This window comes from Hymenobacter miniatus, assembly GCF_016427455.1.
Classification (GTDB): domain Bacteria; phylum Bacteroidota; class Bacteroidia; order Cytophagales; family Hymenobacteraceae; genus Hymenobacter; species Hymenobacter armeniacus.
Genome location: NZ_JAELXR010000001.1, coordinates 281,922 through 298,797 on the forward strand (window position 1 = coordinate 281,922; position 16,876 = coordinate 298,797).

The window sequence follows — 16,876 nt, forward strand, 5'->3', positions numbered from 1 at the left end:
TGTCAACGGTTGTGCTTAACTAACAACTGACAACCAGCAACTAACAACTAGTAGGTAGACTTCACCTTGCCCACGCTGGCAATGCGCTCCTTAGCCTGCTTGATGGCGGCAGCCTGCGGGTGCGAATGCTCTTCTTCGGCTTTCGCCAAAACCTGGAGGGTGAAGTCGTAAATTTTTTCGGTTTGGGTGAGGGCGCCCTGGCGGCTGGTGCCCACCACTTCGGAGTACACGTTGATGAGGCCGCCGGCGTTGATGAGGAAATCGGGGGCATACACAATGCCGCGGCGCACGAGGTCGGGGCCGTGCTGGTTTTCCACTTTCAGCTGGTTGTTGGCGCAGCCGGCCACCACCTGGCACTTCAGGCGCGGAATGGTCTCGTCGTTGAGCGTAGCGCCCAGCGCGCAGGGCGAGTAGATGTCCAGGTCCTGGTCGTAGATGTCGTCCAGGCCCACGGCGGTGGCGCCGAAGCGAGCGGCGGCTTCCAGGGCGCGGTCTTCGTAGTAGTCGGTCACGATGAGCTTGGCGCCCTCCTTCTGCAGGTGCTCCAGCAGGTAGGTGCCCACGTGGCCCACGCCCTGCACGCCGATGCGCTTGCCGGCCAGGCTCTCGGAGCCAAACGCCTTTTTGGCGGCGGCTTTCATGCCCATATAGGTGCCGAAGGCCGTCACGGGCGAGGGGTCGCCGGAACCGCCCATGCTCTCCGGCAGGCCCGCTACGTGGGTGGTTTCCATGCGGATGTACTCCATGTCCTTGGTGGTCATGTTCACGTCCTCGGCCGTGATGTATTTGCCGTTCAGGTTCTTCACGAAGCGGCCAAACTTGCGCAGGAGCGCCTCGGTCTTCAGCGTCTTGGCGTCGCCGATGATGACGGCCTTGCCGCCGCCCAGGTTCAGGCCCGAGATGGCGGCCTTGTAGGTCATGCCCCGCGAAAGGCGTAGCACGTCGTTCAGGGCTTCCATGTCGGAGGCGTAGTGCCACATGCGGGTGCCGCCCAGGGCCGGGCCCAGCACGGTGTTGTGGATGCCGATAATGGCCTTGAGGCCCGTCTCGTGGTCGTGGCAAAACACAACCTGCTCGTGTTGGTGCTCGGCAATCTGGCCGAAAATGGCCTCGGGGGCCAGGGTTTGGGCTTCAATCATGGGGATGAATGAAATGGGTTGGTGGGAATTGTGGGATGGGTTGGGAACAGTGCGGCGTAACTTTGTTGGGTCTTATACGGAAAAACCAGAACGTCATGCAGAGCGCCGCGAAGCATCTCGCTCGGAATAGTAATTCCATCGTACTCCGGATGGCTTACTGCGGCAAGCAAGGTGCTTCGCGGCGCTCTGCATGACGTTCTGATTTCTCTTTCAGGCCGCAAAAGTACCCCTATTTTCCCAAACCGGCCGCTTTCCCACCCAGCCCGTGCGCGCATTATCCGCCGTTAACCCCTTCATTTACCGCTACAAATGGCATTTCCTCGCCGGGGTGTTATTCGTGGCGCTGAGCACGCTGCTGGCCATTTTTCCGGCCCAGCTGGTGCGCTACGCTTTCGATTTGGTGAACGAGGGCATCGACCTCTACCACCTCTACGCCGGCACGCAGGCCCAGAGCGGCGTGTACCAGCTGTTCGGGCGCAACGTGCTGTTTTATGGCATGCTCATCATTGCGCTGGCGCTGGGGCGCGGCATCTTTCTGTTCTTCATGCGCCAGACGCTCATCGTGATGTCGCGCCACATCGAAAACGACCAGAAGAACCAGATTTACCAGCACTACCAGTCGCTGCCGCTCAGCTTCTACCGCCGCCACAGCACCGGCGACTTGATGTCGCGCATTTCGGAAGACGTGAGCCGCGTGCGCATGTACCTCGGGCCGGCCATCATGTACTTCCTGCAGCTGGTGCTGCTGTTCCTGCTCATCGTGCCGCTCATGCTCATGGTGAACGTGAAACTGACGCTTTACACGCTGCTGCCACTGCCCATTCTGTCGGTCAGCATTTTCTACGTTAATAATCTGATTGAGCGCAAGTCCGACGAGATTCAGAAAGCCCTGTCCGGCATGACCACCTTCGTGCAGGAAGCCTTCTCCGGCATCCGGGTGTTGAAGTCCTTCGTGCGCGAAGCCGACTCGCACGAGCAGTTCGTCAACGCCAGCAACGAATACAAGGAAAAGTCGCTGAGCCTGAACTTCGTGAACTCGCTGTTTTTCCCGCTCATTCTGTTCCTCATCGGCCTGAGTACGCTCATCACCGTGTGGGTGGGCGGGCAGGAGGTCATCCGCGGCACCATCACCACGGGCACCATTGCGGAGTTTCTGATTTACGTGAACCTGCTGACCTGGCCGGTGACGGCCCTGGGCTGGACGTCGTCGCTGGTGCAGCGCGCCGAGGCCTCGCAGGCCCGCATCAACGAGTTTCTGGACCAGAAAACCGACATCGTGTCGCGCCAGAACGTGGAGCGCGAGCTGGCCGGCGACATTGTGTTCGAGAACGTGTCGTTCACTTACCCCGACACCGGCATTCAGGCCCTGAAAAACGTGAGCTTCCGCGTGAAGCCGGGCCAGACGCTGGCCGTCATCGGCAACACGGGCTCGGGCAAAAGCACGGTGGCCGCCCTGCTCTGCCGCCTGTACGACGTGTCGGCCGGCGACATTAAGGTGGACGGCGTGGACGTGCGCGACTACTCGCTGCGCGCGCTGCGCGGCCAGATTGGCTACGTGCCGCAGGACGTGTTCCTGTTCTCGGACACCATTCGCAACAACATCAACTTCGGCCTCGACGAACCCGACGAGGCCCGCATGCTACAAGCGGCCAAGGACGCGGACGTGTATGAAAACATCTTGGCCTTCCCCGAAGGATTCGATACCAAAGTAGGCGAGCGGGGCATCACGCTTTCGGGCGGGCAGAAGCAGCGCGTGAGCATGGCCCGGGCCCTCGTGAAAGAGCCCAGAATCCTGATTCTGGACGACTCGCTGTCGGCCGTGGACACTAAAACGGAAAATGCCATCTTGGGCAGCCTGCAGCGCATCATGGCGGCGCGCACCAGCCTTATCATCTCGCACCGCGTGAGCTCGGTGAAGCTGGCCGACGAAATTCTGGTGCTCGATGACGGTCTTATCGTGCAGCACGGTACCCACGACGCCCTGATGGCCGAAACCGACGGCCTCTACCGCGCCCTCTACGAGCGCCAGCTGCAAACCGAGGAAGCGTAAGGTAGCGCGGACTCTGATGAATCAGCGCCCACCCGCGCAGCCCAATGAATTCCCATCAATGCCCGGACTCGCAAAGTCCAGGCTACCATCTGGATGAACCAACGCCTCGCTCACGTCACCCTCCTCGTCCGCAACTACGACGAAGCCATTGCCTTCTACACGCAGGTGCTGGGGTTCAGGCTAGAATCCGACCTGGACATGGGCGAGGGCAAGCGCTGGGTGGTGGTGGCTCCACCCGGTACGGGCGGTTGTGGCCTGCTGCTGGCCGAGGCCAAAACCGAAGCCGAAAAGAGGGCCTTGGGCCAGCAGGGCGCCGGCCGGGTGTGGCTCTTTCTGCACACCGACGACTTCTGGCGCGACTACCCCATCATGCAAGCGCGGGGCCTCCATTTCCTGGAAACCCCGCGCAGCGAAGTGTACGGGCACGTGGCCGTGTTTGAAGACCTGTATGGCAACAAGTGGGACCTGCTGCAGCCATTAGGCAAAGCGCCAAGCACAGCCGCTACTGGCCTATCATGACGCGGCGCATGCCGGTTTTTTCGTAGGCCGTGCAGTGCACGATGTAGGCGCCGGCCGGTAACTGGCTCACGTTGAGCACGGCCGGAATCTGGCCGTTTAGCATGGTGTGGGTGATGACGGGGCGGCCGCCGGCGTCGGTCACTTCCACGCGGGTAGGGCCGGGGTTGTCGGTTTTGACGGTGAGCTTGCCGGCCGCCGACTCTGCCTTCACCTTGATGGCGTTGGGGTTGGCGGCGGGGGTTTCGGGGGCGGGGGCAATGAGGCCCGGCGCGGGCGTGGCCGCCGGAGCAGCCGCGGCAACGGGCGCCGCCACGGCGCCGTTGGGTAAAATGGCTTCTTCTTTGGCGGCGGGAGCGGGGGCCGTGGCCGGCGCTTGCGCGCGGGCAGCCCCGAAACCCAACGTGCTGGCGAGCACAAATAGTAATAACTTTTTCATAAGTAGGATAAGAGCAGGATGTGGTAAAATGGCTACGGTAAAGCTAAGCAATTCTGGGGCCGCTTTAGCAGGAAGCCGTTTTTGCCGGGGCGTGGCCGCGGCGCCTGACGCAGGATTTACGAAACTTTATTTGCGTTCGGCTTGCACCACTCTCAAAAATTGCCTTACCTTTGTCGCTCCAATTACCAATCGGGGTGTAGCGTAGCCTGGTATCGCGCCAGCATGGGGTGCTGGAGGTCGTAGGTTCGAATCCTGCCACTCCGACGGAAGAGCAGCCGCTCAAACAGCCTCCGAACTTTCGGGTTCGGGGGCTTTTTTCGGCCGCAAATTGGAAAACAGAAAACAGGCCGCCCCATCGGCCTGCTTTCGGGGTGTAGCGCAGCCCGGTAGCGCGCGTCGTTCGGGACGACGAGGCCGTAGGTTCGAATCCTGCCACCCCGACTCGAAAACAAACTGAAAAGGCCCGCTGAACAGACGTTCAGCGGGCCTTTTGGCTTCTAGGGTTCTAATTCCGCTCGTCATGCAGCGCGTAGCGAAGCATCTTTACCGCGCAACGCAATCCCATCAACAAGATTGGTGGTGGCGGGCAAGATGCTTATGCTTCGCTACACGCTGCATGACGAGCTTCTAAAAATACTTCTCTACCGGCTGGCCGAGCCGTAGCGGCGGCCTACCTCGCGCCGGTGCGGCTTGTCGCCGTTGCGGGTGAGCAGGAAGATGCCCCCGCCTACCACGGCGGCCAAGGCGGCAATTTTCACCAGCATGCCGCTTCGGTCATGTTTCCACTGGGCGTTGTAGCCTTTTTCGGCCCAGATATTGGGCACCGTGCCGTGGGCGATGTCGTCGATGATGCCTTCCACCACGTTCACCTTGTCGGCCATGAGCAGGGGCAGCCAGTGCAGGTACTCGTTTTCGCTGTACTTGAAGGCGAAGCGCCGAATCATGCCGCTCAGGCCGGAGGGCGGTACCGAGTTGCCGACCACGGCCGTGTAATCGGGCCGCTCAATGGAGTGCAGCACCTCACGGTCGAGCACCTGCTGGGTGGGCCGCACCCAGGAGCGGCCGTCGTGCTCCTCGCCGGTCCGGTGCCGGTTCGGGTAGGTGGGTTCGTTTTTAGGGTCGGCGTCGATGCCCCAGCCGGGGATGTGGGCGAAGTCTTCTGCGGTCTTTTTCATGGTGGGCGGCATTAAGCGTTAGCAGTGGGGGGGATGAGGACCGGCTTGATGCAGTTGTCGAGCTTGGCCGAGAAAATGCGGTAGCCGTCGGCCACGTCTTCCAGCGGGATGCGGTGCGTTATCAGTTCGCTGGGCTTGAGGATGCCGTTCATGACGTGGTCAATCAGGCGGGGCAGGTGGCGCTTCACCGAGGCCTGGTTGCCGCGCATGGTGATGCCTTTGTTTATCAGGTTGCCAATGGGCACCAGGTTGTCGGTGGGGCCGTACACGCCCACGATGGACACCACGCCGCCTTTGCGCACCGAGTTGATGGCCCAGTGCAGCGCCGTGGCCGAACCGGCCTGTAGCAGCAATTTGCGCCCGGTGATGGTTTGCATGGCGTTGCCGGCGGCCTCGGCGCCTACGGCGTCGATGCAGGCGTCGGCCCCAATCCAGTCGGTTTGCTTTTTGATGAACATCACCGGGTCGTCCATGTCGCTTTCGAAGTTGTAGGCTTCGCACTTGGCGAAATTCTGGGCGAATTCCAGCCGGTAATCTTCTTTGTCGATGATGATGACGCGGCCTGCGCCAAACAGCCAGCAGCAGCGCGCCGCCATGATGCCCACCGGGCCCGCGCCAAACACGACCACCGTGTCGCCGGGCTGAATGCCGGCCATTTCGGCGGCCTGGTAGCCGGTCGGGGTGATGTCGGTGAGCAGCACGGCATCGTCGAGGCTCATGCCCGCCGGAATGACCGTGGGGCCGAAGTTGGCGTAGGGCACCCGCGCGTACTCGGCCTGGCCGCCGTTGTGGCCGCCCCCGGTGTGCGCATAGCCCAGGAAGCCGCCCACGGCCGTAGCCTCGGAGTTGGATTCGTGGCAGTTGCCGAACATGCCCTGCTTGCAGAAAATGCAGCGGCCGCAGGCAATGTTGAAGGGCACCAGCACCCGGTCGCCCACTTTCACGTTGGTTACTTCGGAACCAATTTCCACAATTTCCCCCACGAATTCGTGCCCAAACGTCATGCCGACGCGGGTATCAGGCACGTTCCCGTTGTAAAGGTGCAGGTCGGAGCCGCAGATGCACGTGCGCAGAACCTTCACAATGGCATCCTCGGGATGCAAGATGGTGGGCATGGGCTTTTGAACGGCGCGGACCCTCTTGGGGCCCCTAAAATCCATTGCTAACATAGCTAGAAAGGTTAAGTGTGGAAAGGATGTGGATTGCTGGCTTTGCCTGAAGAACAATCTCTTATTCAAAGCGTGGCAGGACCTACTGGCTGTACTGCCTGGGGAGGGCAGGGTTTCTGTTTGGCGGAATAAGGCCATGGATTTCAGTACTAGTTCGAGCGATACGTACGGGCGTCTCCGTCTTAATACGGAGGGAGCGCAACGGCCCGGCTGCTGAGAAAAAAGCACCGCTACCTTTACGGCTTTACCAGTTTTCTACCTTTTTCACATGAAAAAAATTGGACTTCTCGCATTGGCGCTCGCCGGTGTGCAAGCAGCACAGGGACAGAGTATTGCGGCCGGAACTGTGTCTTTGGGCGGCAACATTGGCTATAGCCGCACCACCAACAAGCAGAGCAGCACCTACAACCGGTCGGGCAGTGGCGGTACCTACAGCTACTCCAGCGAAAGCTCGACCAGCCAATTCAGCATTGCGCTTTCGGGCGGCTACTTCGTGGCCGATAACCTGGCCCTGGGGCTGAGCGTGATGCACGGTTCGGCCAGCAGCACCTACAAAAACACGTCCTCGTTGTCGCCGCAGCCGGTCACGCTGCCCGACCTCGCCCCGAACACTACCACCCGCGTAGGCGGCTTTGCCCAATACTACAAGATGCTGAGCGAGCAGTTCGGCGTGGTAGGAACGCTGGGAGCCGGCTATCTGCACAATAAGGCGAATTCCTATGACAACAACGGCAGCGGTGGCTCCGTTGCCGTCAGCTTGCAGGGCAATGGCTATTATGCCGACCTCACGCCTGGCATCGTCTTCTTCCCCATTCCGAAGCTGGGGTTGAGCGCCTCCATTGGCTCGCTGGCCCTGGCGCACATTAGCAACGACCCGCCGGAATACGCCGGCAACAGCACGGTGCGCCCGGCGGAATACGAGAATACCGTCACCACCTTCGGCGCCAACTTCGGGCTGGACCGGCTGCAGTTTGGCGGCACGTACTACTTCGGTCGTCAGGCCCTGCCGCTTTTGAAAGCAAAAGCCCCGGGCCAATATGGCCCGGGGCTTTTTTGTGCGCATCAAGCGTAGGTGCGCCTACTTCACGCCCACCCACACCTCAGAGGCCTCATCGGCCCCGAAGCGTTCTAGGTAAAAGTTGCCGCGCTGGGTGAGCTTCTGGGTTTTCACGGCTTCGAGGGCCGCGGGGTAAAGCTTGTTGGGGGCCAGCAGGTAGCTCACGCCCTGCAGGCGCGCGGCCACCACGCGCTGCCCGGCGGGCACCACGCGGTAGCGAAAGCCGGCGGGCAACGGCTGGGTGGTGTCGGCCAGGGCCAGCCCAATGAAGGCCCGGATGGTGTCGCGGGCCGTCTCGGGGTCGTTGAGGTACAGGTTGGCCAAGTCGCCGTGCAGGCGCGTCTGGGCGTCTTTTGCCCGGCGGAAAAGGCGGCCAAAGGCGTCGCCCGTCACCACGCCGTGGTAGGGCTGGCCGGCCAGGTACAGCGGCGCGGTCGTGGTTTCGAGGGCAACTTTGGGCGAGCGGGCGCCGCCCAGGTACACGTACACGCCGGCCGCGCCAACGGTGAGCAGGATGATGGCCAAAAAGAGGTAGCGGGTCATTTCTGGGGAGTAAGCATTAGCCGTTGACCACGTATTGCATGCGGTAGAGTTGGGCGTAGTAGCCGCCCTCCAGGCGCAGCAATTCCTCGTGGGTGCCGGTTTCCTTGATTTCGCCCTTGTCGAGCACGATGATTTTGTCGGCTTTCTGGATGGTGCTCAGGCGGTGGGCAATGACGAGCGAAGTGCGGCCCTGCATCAGCTTTTCGATGGCCTGCTGAATGAGCTCTTCGGTCTCGGAATCGACCGACGACGTGGCTTCGTCGAGCACGATGATGTGCGGCTGGTACACCATGGCCCGCACAAAGCTGATGAGCTGGCGCTGGCCCACCGAGAGCGTGGCGCCGCGCTCCATCACGGGGTAGCCGAGCCCTTCGGGCAGGCGCTCGATGAAGCGGCGGGCGCCCACGAGGTCGGCCGCTTCCCAGATTTGCGCATCGGTGATGGTTTTGTTGCCCAGCGTGATGTTGTCGCGGATGCTGCCGGCGAACAAGAACACATCTTGCAGCACCACGCCGATTTGGCGGCGCAACAGGCTGAGGTCGTACTCGCGCAGGTCGCGGCCGTCGATGCAGATGCTGCCTTCCTGAATGTCATAGAAACGGCTCAGCAGGTTGATGATGCTGGTTTTGCCCGCGCCGGTGGCGCCCACGAAGGCAATGGTCTGGCCGGGCTTCACGTGGAAGCTGATGTCCTTGAGCACCCAGTCGGGCTCGTTGTAGGCAAATTTGACGTGCTTGAATTCCACGTCGCCCCGCAGCTCGGCGGGGGCGAAGGTGCCGCTGGGGGCCACCAGCTCCTGATTGTCGAGCAATTTGAGCAGGCGCTCGGTGCTCACCAGGCCCAGCTGCAGGGTATTGAACCGGTCGGCAATCTGACGGATGGGGCGGAAAAACAGCGCGTTGTACATGATGAAGGCGATGAGCGCGCCCTTCGAGATGGAGCCCTCAATCTGGCCTTGCGCCGCGTACCACACCAGCAGGCCCACGCCGATGGCGCCCAGTACCTCGGCCACCGGGAAGTAGATGCTGTAGTAGAGCACCGAGCGAATGTTGGCCTCGGTGTGCTCCTTGTTGATGGCGGCAAACTTGCGGTACTCGCGCTCCTCGTTGTTGAAAATCTGCACCACGTTCATGCCCGTGAGGTGTTCCTGCACGAAGCTGTTGAGCTTGGCCACGGCCGTGCGCACGTCCTGAAACGAGCCCTTGATTTTTTCCTTGAACACGTAGGTGCTGAACAGCAGCGGCGGAATGACGGACAAGCTCACCAGCGTGAGCCGCCAGTCTATCCAAAACATGAAGGCCATGATGAAGAGCAGCTGCAGAATGTCGCCCACCATGGCCGCGAGCCCTTCGCTGAACACGTCGGACAGGGTTTCCACGTCGGAGATGTTGCGCGTCACGAGCACGCCGATGGGCGTCTGGTCGAAGAACTTGAGCTTGAGGCTGAGCAGGTGCCGGTAGAGGTCGGTGCGGATGTCGCGCACGATGTACTGGCCCAGCCAGCCGCCGTAGTAGGTCTGCAAATAGCTCACGCCGGCGTGGGCCACCAGCAGCACCAGCAGCAGCAGAAACATAAAGTTCAGCCCCTTCATGTCGCCTTGCTCGATGCTGACATCGACCATGCGCTGAATGAGAAAGGGCCGCAGCGTGCCCAGCACCGCCGTGGCGATGGTAAGCACGATGAGGCCAACGAACACGCGCCGGTAGGGACGCACGTAGCCGAGCAAACGGCGCAGCACGGCCCAGTCGAAGACCTGGCCGGTTTTGGTGGCGGAAGTGGTGGGGTCCATAAGTGAGGCAAAGGTCGGGAGTAAACCGCGGCCAACCCGAAAGAGTTACCCCCGGTTTCGCCGTGCTCCCGAACGCCGCCCCGCCCCGGCCTACCGCACGATTTCGACCCAGCCCTTCAGCTGGCTGCTGCCATCGGCAGTACCGAGCAGGTAATAATAGATGCCGGCCGGCAGCCCGGCGCCGTCCCACTCGTTGTGGTAAGTGGGACTGTTGAACACGGGCTGGCCCCAGCGGGAAAAGATTTGCAGCCGCCCCAAGCAGCCGCCGATGCGGGGCGCAAACACGTCGTTCTGCCCGTCGCCATTGGGCGTGATGACGTTGGGCAGCACAGCCGGCTGCACTTCCAGAAGCGACAGGGCCACCTGGCGAGGGCAGGGACCCGGCCCCGTGCCGCCCGCCAACGACGCCTGCGGCTGGTAGCGGCCGGCCGCATAAATGTGCTCCACCACCGCGCCGCGGCCCGGGGCACTGCCGTCGCCAAAGTCCCACTGCACCTGCGCCGCCGCTGGTCCCGTGGCTTCAAAGCGCACCAGGCGGGGCGCCAGGGCATTGCCCGAGCAGTCGATTGCCGACCACCGCGCCGCAAACGTGGGCTGTGCCGGCACCGTGACGCGGTAGGGAGCCGTGCCGCAGCCGTCGGGCAGCGAGTAGGTGAGCACGCTGGTACCCGGTGTGAGCGGCGGGGTGAAGACGCCGGCTGCCGTCACGTTCGGGCCCGCCCAGGTGCCGCCCGCGGGCGTGGCGCGCAGCCGAAACGGCGCGGGGTCGAGGCACAGCACCGTGTCGGCGGGCAGGCGGATGGGGGCCAGCAGCGTCACCTCGGCCACGGTGGTGACTACTTGGGTGCAGGTCAGAAACGGCAGCGTGTAGGTAAGCACGTGGCGCCCCGGCCCGGCCAGCGTCGGGTTGAAGCGGTTGCCCACCACGCCGGGGCCGCCAAACGTGCCGCCGGGCGGTTGGGCCGTAAGCACCACGCCATGGGGTGGCGACGCGGCGCAAAAACTTATCGGCGCCAGCGAATCAAGCGCGGCCGCGGGGAAAGCCAGCACCTGCACCTGCAGCCGCCCGGAGGCCGGGCACTGCGAGGGGGTGGTAGAGGCAGAGGTGGCATAAACCAGCGTTTGGAGGCCCACCAGGGCCACGCTGGGTGTGAAGCTGTAGCCGCTGGTCGGCGAGCCCGTCACGCCCGGCCCGCTCCAAATGCCACCGGCTGGAAAGGCGCTCAGCACCTGTGGCCCGGCCGTGGGGCACACGGTGGTGTTGGGAATGCTCAGCTGCACGACGCCCGCTTGCAGGGTCACGGTGCGGGTGGCCCGGGCCGGGCAGCTGGCCGTATCGAGCACCGCGCCCGTGTACACCAGCGCGCGGCTACCGGTCAGGGTGGGGCTGGGCGTGAAAAAGAAACCCGTGGCCAGCGAGCCCGTCACGCCGGGCCCGCTCCAGGTGCCGCCCGCGGGCGTGCCGCCGCGCAGTCGAAAGGCGGCTGAGGTGGTGCACAGCACCGTGTCGGCCGGCACCTGCACCGCGCCGCTCACCGGCTTCACCCGCACGTACAGCGTGTCGCGGATGGGCGCGCAGAACTGCGTGCCGCTGAACACATACACCAGCCGGTGCGTGCCAATCAGGGCCGGGCTGGGGGTGAATACGTAGACGCCGAGGTTATTCACGCTCACGCCATCGCCCATCCAGCTGCCGCCAGGCGGCAGCCCGCCCAGGGCGTAAGGTGGGTCGTTGGCGCATAGCACCACCGGCGGGCCCAGGTCGACGTAGCGCAGCCCAAATACGGTGAACGTGACCGACGCCACCGACGGGCAGCGCCCGCCCGAGGCCGTGCCCGGCAACACGTAGCGTACCTGGTGCTGGCCAGGCCCCGCCGCCACGGGGTCGAAAGCAAAGGGAGCAGTGCTCGTCACGCCCACGCCCACAAAAGTGCCGCCCGCGGGCGTGGCCGCCAGCCGAATCAGGGGCGGGGGCGGGCCCTGCGGCTGCAGGCATACCGTGGTGTCGCGCGTTGCCATGCGGGCCAGGGCTTGCGGCAGCACGGTGATGCGCCGGGTGTTGGTGACCGTGCCCGTGCCCGCGCAGGTGCCTGCAAGCGGACTCGTGTACGTCAGCACGAACGTGCCGAGGCGGGCCGTGTCGGGCGTAAACCGATAGCCCGTTGCCACCGAGCCCGTCACGCCCGTTCCTGTCCAGACGCCGCCCGCCGGCGAACCGCCCAGCATCACGGCCCCGGACCGGGCACACACCGTGAGGGAGTCGGTTCCGGCCGGATTAGTGCCGGCCGTCAGGTCAAATCGGAAGGCCGCGTTGTTGCAATGGGCCGAGCCGTTGGTGGGCGAGTAGGTGTGCGCGCCGGCCGGAATGGGCAGGCCGGCGCCGGTGCCCTGATTGCAGGCGCACACGGCCTGGTAGAGCGAGCCCTGCGCATCGAAGCGCGACAGTCCCCCGTCGACGTGGTCATCGGCCGAGGTGCCGAAAAAGGTGGCGTATTCCAACACCCGCGCCTCGTCGGAAAGCTGCATCAGGTAGAAATCCATACCGTCGGTGGTGGCTTGCAGGGCGTTGGGCGTCACTTCGAGGCCCGCGGTGGAACCGTTGTTGGGGTCGAGCCCGCCGCCCCAGCCCGCCACAAACAGGCGGCCGTAGCAGTCCACCTCAAACGCCGTGGGCGAAATGTCGGGCATGGCCCGGCCGCTGCCAAACACCGTGGCAAACCCCGCCGTGCGCAGGTCGGGCGCCAGCTGCTGAATGAACTGATGGCCCCGTGGGTTGCCATACACTCCGTTGCTCAGGCCCGGCCAGTTGTTGGTGAGCGTTTGCCCCAGCACGTACACCTGCCCGCCCGCCGTGCGCCGCACGAAGTAGGCTTGGTCCTGAGCCGTGCTGCCCAGGTAAGTGCTCTGGATGAGGCTTCCGGTGCCCGACAGGCGCGCCACAAAGCCATCCACCACGCCCCCGAAAGCAGGCCGGTAGCCATTCGCCGTGCCCCCGAAGTTGGCGCTGGTGGTGCCGCCGGCCACCAGCAGGCCGCCGCTGTCTTCGCGCTGCAAAGAGTAGGCCGCTTCGGCGCCCGAGCCGCCCAGCAGCGTGGTCCAGCGCACCTGGCTCAGGCTGGAATCGAGGCTGGTGACGAGGCCATCGGTGAGGCCCCCGCGAAACGTGGCGCCGGCGGCCAACCCCGGAAAATCGGCCGAGGCCGTGGTGCTGGCTACGAACACGTTGCCCAGCGCATCCACGGCCAAGTCGCCCCGGAAAGCGTCGCCGTAGTTGTAGCGCAGGTTGGGCGCCGGCGTTTGCGGGTCGAGCAGGCCGTCATTGGCCGTGCCGCCCAGGTACGTGCTGGCCCGCAGCCGGCCACCGTCGGCGCTCAGCCGGCTGATAATCAAGTCGGAACCGTTGGGTAGCACAAAGGCCGAGCTGCTGCCGTAGGGTGCAATGCGGGTGCCGCCCCGAAACGCCGTGCCCGCGGCCTTGCCGGTGGTGGGGTAATTGGTGGAAGACGTAGTGCCCAGCATCAGCAGCTCGCCTCGCCCGTTCACCACCAGGCTGTGCGGAAACTCCAGGTTGTTGCCGCCCAGGTGCGTCGCCCAGGCCCGGGCCCCCGGCCCCGAGGTGGCGGTGTTGAATTTCATGATGGCAATGTCGACGCTGCCGCCAAAACTCGTCTGGTAGGCGCCGGTGGTCACCGGGTAGCCGGGCTCGAACACCACGCCGGCCGTGTAGAGGCTGCCCGCCGCGTCGTGAGTGGCCGCAAAGCCCCAGTTCTCTACCGTCGAGCCCGTGTAGCTGGCAAACTGCACCACCGGGTCGATGACCAAGGGCCGCCGCCGGTCGTAGGCCCCCAACTTGAAGCCGACCTCGGTACCGCGCAGCTCAAAAGCGCACGCCACGGGCTGGCGCTGGCCGGCGGCATTGGTTTGCCAGGCCCGGGGGCACAACTCAGTGAGCGGGCCGGCAGAGGTTTGCACCAGCAAGTTGCCGGTAATTGCGTCGAGGCGCATTGCCTCGGCGCCGCGGTAGCGCAGGCGGGCCCTTGCGGGCGCGGCGCCGGGTGCCAGCAGCAGGTCGTATTCCAGCTGATGAGCGGCGCTTTCGTGCAGCACCAGGTCGGTACCGGGCCACAGTTCGCGGTAGCGGAGCTGGTGGAAGGTGCGCACGTCGGCGGCCCAGCGTTTGGGGTCGTTGCCGCGCAGGTAGTGCTGGCGGCCAGCCGCCGGGTTTTCGGCCAGCAGCTTGGCGCCTGCCAGCGGCTGCACAAATTCTACCCGCAAGCCATGGTTGCGGAGCAATGCGCTGGGCGAAGAAGCCTGCTCGGGGCCAGACTTGGCCGGGGCGTGGTCGGGCAGCCCGCTCGTGAGGGCGTAAGTAAGACCGCCCGGCTCCACAAAGAGCCAGGCGCCCGTGGCCACGTGCGCCGCGTAGGCCGCCCGGGCATCCCACTGGCCTTTGTTCTCTGTAAATTCCACGGTGGGCGCTGCTTCCTGGGCCCAAGCCGACCGGAAGAAAAGCACCAGAAGCAACAACAGGGTAGATGTTGAACGCATAGGCAAACGGAAGTAAAGGAGCAGTGCACCTGCGAGCCGCGCGAAAATGGCGCCCGCATTCTTGGCAGTCTCTTGCAAATTACTCCTAAAGTATTGCCTTTTACCGAATTATTCAGCCTCCGGCACAATCCCGTCCTCGTACTCCACCCGGCTCAGGAACAGGCCCCGCGCCGGCGCCGCCCCACTGGCATCCACGCGCCGCTGGGCCCAGAGCAATTGCTGAAACTCGCACGGCGTCATCTTGCCCCGGCCCACGTCGAGCAGGGTGCCCACCACCAGCCGCACCATGCCCCGCACAAAGCGGTTGGCCCGAATGCGGAACACCCAGCCCCCCGGCGCCGGGTGCCAGCCGGCGGCCGTGCAGTAGCACACGTAATGGTTTTCGCCGCCCTTCACCTTCGAGAAAGACGTGAAATCGAACTGGCCCAGCATGTAGCCGGCAGCCTCGTTCATGGCTACAATGTCCAGGGGCCGGTCCACGTACAGGGCGTGGTCGCGGCGGAACGGGTCGGGGCGCGTTACCACGAAGTACTCGTAGTTGCGCTCCTCGGCCGAGAAGCGGGCATGCGCCTCATCGGGCACGGGGTGCAGGCGCAGGGCGCCGATGTCGGGCGGCAGGGCGCGGCGCAGGCGGTAGAGCAGCACGTCGAGCGGCATGGTGTCCGGCAGCTCGGCGTCGAAATGGGCTACTTGGTGGCTGGCGTGCACGCCGGTATCGGTGCGGCCGCTGCCCACGCAGTAGGTAGGGCGGCGCAGTATCTGGGTCAGGCAGCGGTCGAGCTCGGCCTGCACGGTGGGCTGGCCGGGCTGAATCTGCCAGCCGCGGTAGTAGGTGCCGTCATAGGCAAGGTGCAGGAAGTAGCGCATGGGCCGCAAAAGTATAGGTGCGGTCTTTGGCGTTTCTACTCCACCACCACGCGCTTGGCCACGGTGCCCGCGTCCGTGCGCAGCCGCAGGGTGTACACGCCCGGGGCCAGCCCGGCGGTTTCGACGCGGAAGCTGGGGCCGGCCACGGCGGGGCAGCGCACTACTTGGCCTAGGGCGTTGAGCAACTCGGCCTGCGTGCTGCCGAAGCCAACTGGCAGCTGCACGGTGAAGACGCCGCGGGCCGGGTTGGGGAATAGCGAAACGTCGGCCGCTGCGGGATGGGCCGTGGCCAGCGGCGTGAAAGTGCCGGTGTTGAGCATGACGCCAACGGCGTTGGTATGGCTAGAAGTGAAAACGATGTCAAGCCGACTGTCCCCGTTTACGTCGCCCAACGACAGACTGACATTTTGGGCGACAAACCCTGCAGAGAAGGTGCTGACTGGCCCAAAGCTGCCTCCAACTTGGCCTAATAACACCAAAATTGTCCCTGAATACGAAGTTAAAGCCACTAAGTCGAGCCGGCCGTCCCCATTGACGTCACCCAATTCGACATCAATATAAGGACGAACTAATGTCGGGAGAAAAGAAGACAGGAGATATGGAGTCAAAGGAGCAAAACTGCCTCCAGCTTGCCCTAGTACCACATCCAGGTAGCATACTCCCGGAAACCTAGGTGAACTGGCACCGGACGAGACGATGTCGAGCATACCGTCTCCGTTCACATCGCCTACTTCTACGTCACCCCGCTCGGTGTCTTGGTTAAGATAATACCGCATTCCTGGCGTAAAGCCTCCGCTCTGGTTTAGTAGGACGGAACTTCTTGGAATAGTCTTATCGCCGATAACGATGTCAAGCCACCCATCGCTGTTGACATCACCCAGCGCGACATTATTCGGCCAATAGCCCGTTGGGTAGGTGATGATTGGGCCAACGCCGCCCCCAACTTGGCCGAACTGTACTCCAGCCTTCGAAGTCAGAATGCTTGAAACGACATCGAGTCGGCCGTCATTGTTAAGGTCACCTAACGCAATGCCAGCGAGGTTGCTTGAATTAACTGGGTAAGTAGCGCCTGCCGTAAAGCCGCCGCTAGCTAGTCCTGACAGAATCCATAATTCTCTGTCGCTATTATTGGACCTGTTTGTGGCGTACACAACAATGTCTAACCATCCATCACCGGTCATATCCCCTAAGGCGACATAGCCAGGATTAGTGCCTACTGGATAGTTAATGGGCGAGGTAAATCCGCCAGGCTGTCCTAATAACACTGCTATGCTACCCCTACCTTCTACGTTGCTCACGATGATATCAAGGCGGCCATCCCGGTTCACGTCCCCAAGCACCGCATTGGTTGTGTAGGGTGATGATGAAGCCGTTCCCAGCGGATACATGCTCGCCGGGCCAAAGCTCTGCCCCCACGCCGTCTGCCCGGCCGCGCCCAGCGCCAGCAGCAGCGCCCCGCGCCGGGCGTAGGAAGAGAAACGATTCGCGGTAGAAGTAAAAAGGTGTTTCATGCGGGGAAGTGGAAAGAGGGTTATTCAAGTAAGCGAAAGATAAGCAGACTTCCTAACGACAGAAGCCCGTCCC

Annotated in this window: 12 protein-coding genes, 2 tRNA genes and 1 pseudogene; 5 read left to right on the forward strand and 10 right to left on the reverse strand. The window is 63.5% G+C overall.

Annotated features, from left to right (window positions below):
- Window positions 1-47 precede the first annotated feature (47 nt).
- The gene (locus JAO73_RS01235; protein WP_198975350.1) at window positions 48-1,139 is read right to left on the reverse strand and encodes a Glu/Leu/Phe/Val dehydrogenase dimerization domain-containing protein; all 1,092 of its coding nucleotides are present in this window, start codon (window positions 1,137-1,139) and stop codon (window positions 48-50) included.
- A gap of 265 nt (window positions 1,140-1,404) precedes the next feature.
- Between JAO73_RS01235 and JAO73_RS01240 the strand changes: the two genes are divergently transcribed.
- The gene (locus tag JAO73_RS01240; protein WP_198975351.1) at window positions 1,405-3,189 is read left to right on the forward strand and encodes an ABC transporter ATP-binding protein; all 1,785 of its coding nucleotides are present in this window, start codon (window positions 1,405-1,407) and stop codon (window positions 3,187-3,189) included.
- A gap of 93 nt (window positions 3,190-3,282) precedes the next feature.
- Window positions 3,283-3,708 (forward strand): VOC family protein, encoded by a 426-nt coding sequence (locus tag JAO73_RS01245; protein ID WP_198975352.1) that lies wholly within the window; start codon window positions 3,283-3,285, stop codon window positions 3,706-3,708.
- On the opposite strand, the gene JAO73_RS01250 is transcribed toward JAO73_RS01245, so the two are convergent.
- Complete coding sequence (locus JAO73_RS01250; RefSeq protein WP_198975353.1) at window positions 3,692-4,144, reverse strand: T9SS type A sorting domain-containing protein; 453 nt, start codon at window positions 4,142-4,144, stop codon at window positions 3,692-3,694. The two genes, JAO73_RS01245 and JAO73_RS01250, sit on opposite strands and share 17 nt — an antisense overlap.
- 190 nt (window positions 4,145-4,334) lie before the next feature.
- Here JAO73_RS01250 and JAO73_RS01255 point away from each other — a divergent pair.
- Window positions 4,335-4,408 (forward strand) — tRNA-Pro (locus JAO73_RS01255).
- Window positions 4,409-4,511: 103 nt separating this feature from the next.
- A tRNA-Pro gene (locus tag JAO73_RS01260) sits at window positions 4,512-4,585 on the forward strand.
- Between the two features lie 200 nt (window positions 4,586-4,785).
- On the opposite strand, the gene JAO73_RS01265 is transcribed toward JAO73_RS01260, so the two are convergent.
- Together JAO73_RS01265 and JAO73_RS01270 are read right to left on the reverse strand one after the other, a co-directional pair.
- Window positions 4,786-5,319 carry a hypothetical protein gene (locus JAO73_RS01265; RefSeq protein ID WP_198975354.1) on the reverse strand — a complete coding sequence of 178 codons (534 nt, stop codon included), beginning with the start codon at window positions 5,317-5,319 and terminating at the stop codon, window positions 4,786-4,788.
- A gap of 11 nt (window positions 5,320-5,330) precedes the next feature.
- Window positions 5,331-6,488: a zinc-dependent alcohol dehydrogenase gene (locus tag JAO73_RS01270; protein WP_198975355.1), complete on the reverse strand. Its 1,158-nt coding sequence runs from the start codon at window positions 6,486-6,488 to the stop codon at window positions 5,331-5,333.
- Window positions 6,489-6,756: 268 nt separating this feature from the next.
- On the opposite strand from JAO73_RS01270, the gene JAO73_RS01275 reads away from it, so the two are divergent.
- Window positions 6,757-7,560, forward strand: coding sequence for a hypothetical protein (locus tag JAO73_RS01275; RefSeq protein ID WP_198975356.1), 804 nt, complete (start codon window positions 6,757-6,759; stop codon window positions 7,558-7,560).
- A gap of 6 nt (window positions 7,561-7,566) precedes the next feature.
- Here JAO73_RS01275 and JAO73_RS01280 read toward each other — a convergent pair whose 3' ends face one another.
- From JAO73_RS01280 to JAO73_RS23465, 6 genes and pseudogenes are all read right to left on the reverse strand, one after another.
- The gene (locus JAO73_RS01280) at window positions 7,567-8,088 is read right to left on the reverse strand and encodes a GyrI-like domain-containing protein (RefSeq protein WP_198975357.1); all 522 of its coding nucleotides are present in this window, start codon (window positions 8,086-8,088) and stop codon (window positions 7,567-7,569) included.
- 16 nt (window positions 8,089-8,104) lie between these two features.
- A complete protein-coding gene (locus tag JAO73_RS01285) occupies window positions 8,105-9,877 on the reverse strand; it encodes an ABC transporter ATP-binding protein (protein WP_198975358.1) in 1,773 nt (590 codons plus the stop codon).
- 90 nt (window positions 9,878-9,967) lie between these two features.
- A complete protein-coding gene (locus JAO73_RS01290) occupies window positions 9,968-14,425 on the reverse strand; it encodes a T9SS type B sorting domain-containing protein (RefSeq protein WP_198975359.1) in 4,458 nt (1,485 codons plus the stop codon).
- Window positions 14,426-14,533: 108 nt separating this feature from the next.
- Window positions 14,534-15,292 (reverse strand): tRNA pseudouridine(38-40) synthase TruA, encoded by a 759-nt coding sequence (gene truA, locus JAO73_RS01295; protein ID WP_198975360.1) that lies wholly within the window; start codon window positions 15,290-15,292, stop codon window positions 14,534-14,536.
- Between the two features lie 35 nt (window positions 15,293-15,327).
- Window positions 15,328-15,612, reverse strand: a complete 285-nt coding sequence (locus JAO73_RS22875) for a T9SS type A sorting domain-containing protein (RefSeq protein WP_233168621.1) — start codon at window positions 15,610-15,612, stop codon at window positions 15,328-15,330.
- A gap of 45 nt (window positions 15,613-15,657) precedes the next feature.
- Window positions 15,658-16,803 (reverse strand): annotated as a pseudogene (locus tag JAO73_RS23465) (FG-GAP repeat domain-containing protein); the annotation flags it as partial.
- Window positions 16,804-16,876 lie beyond the last annotated feature (73 nt).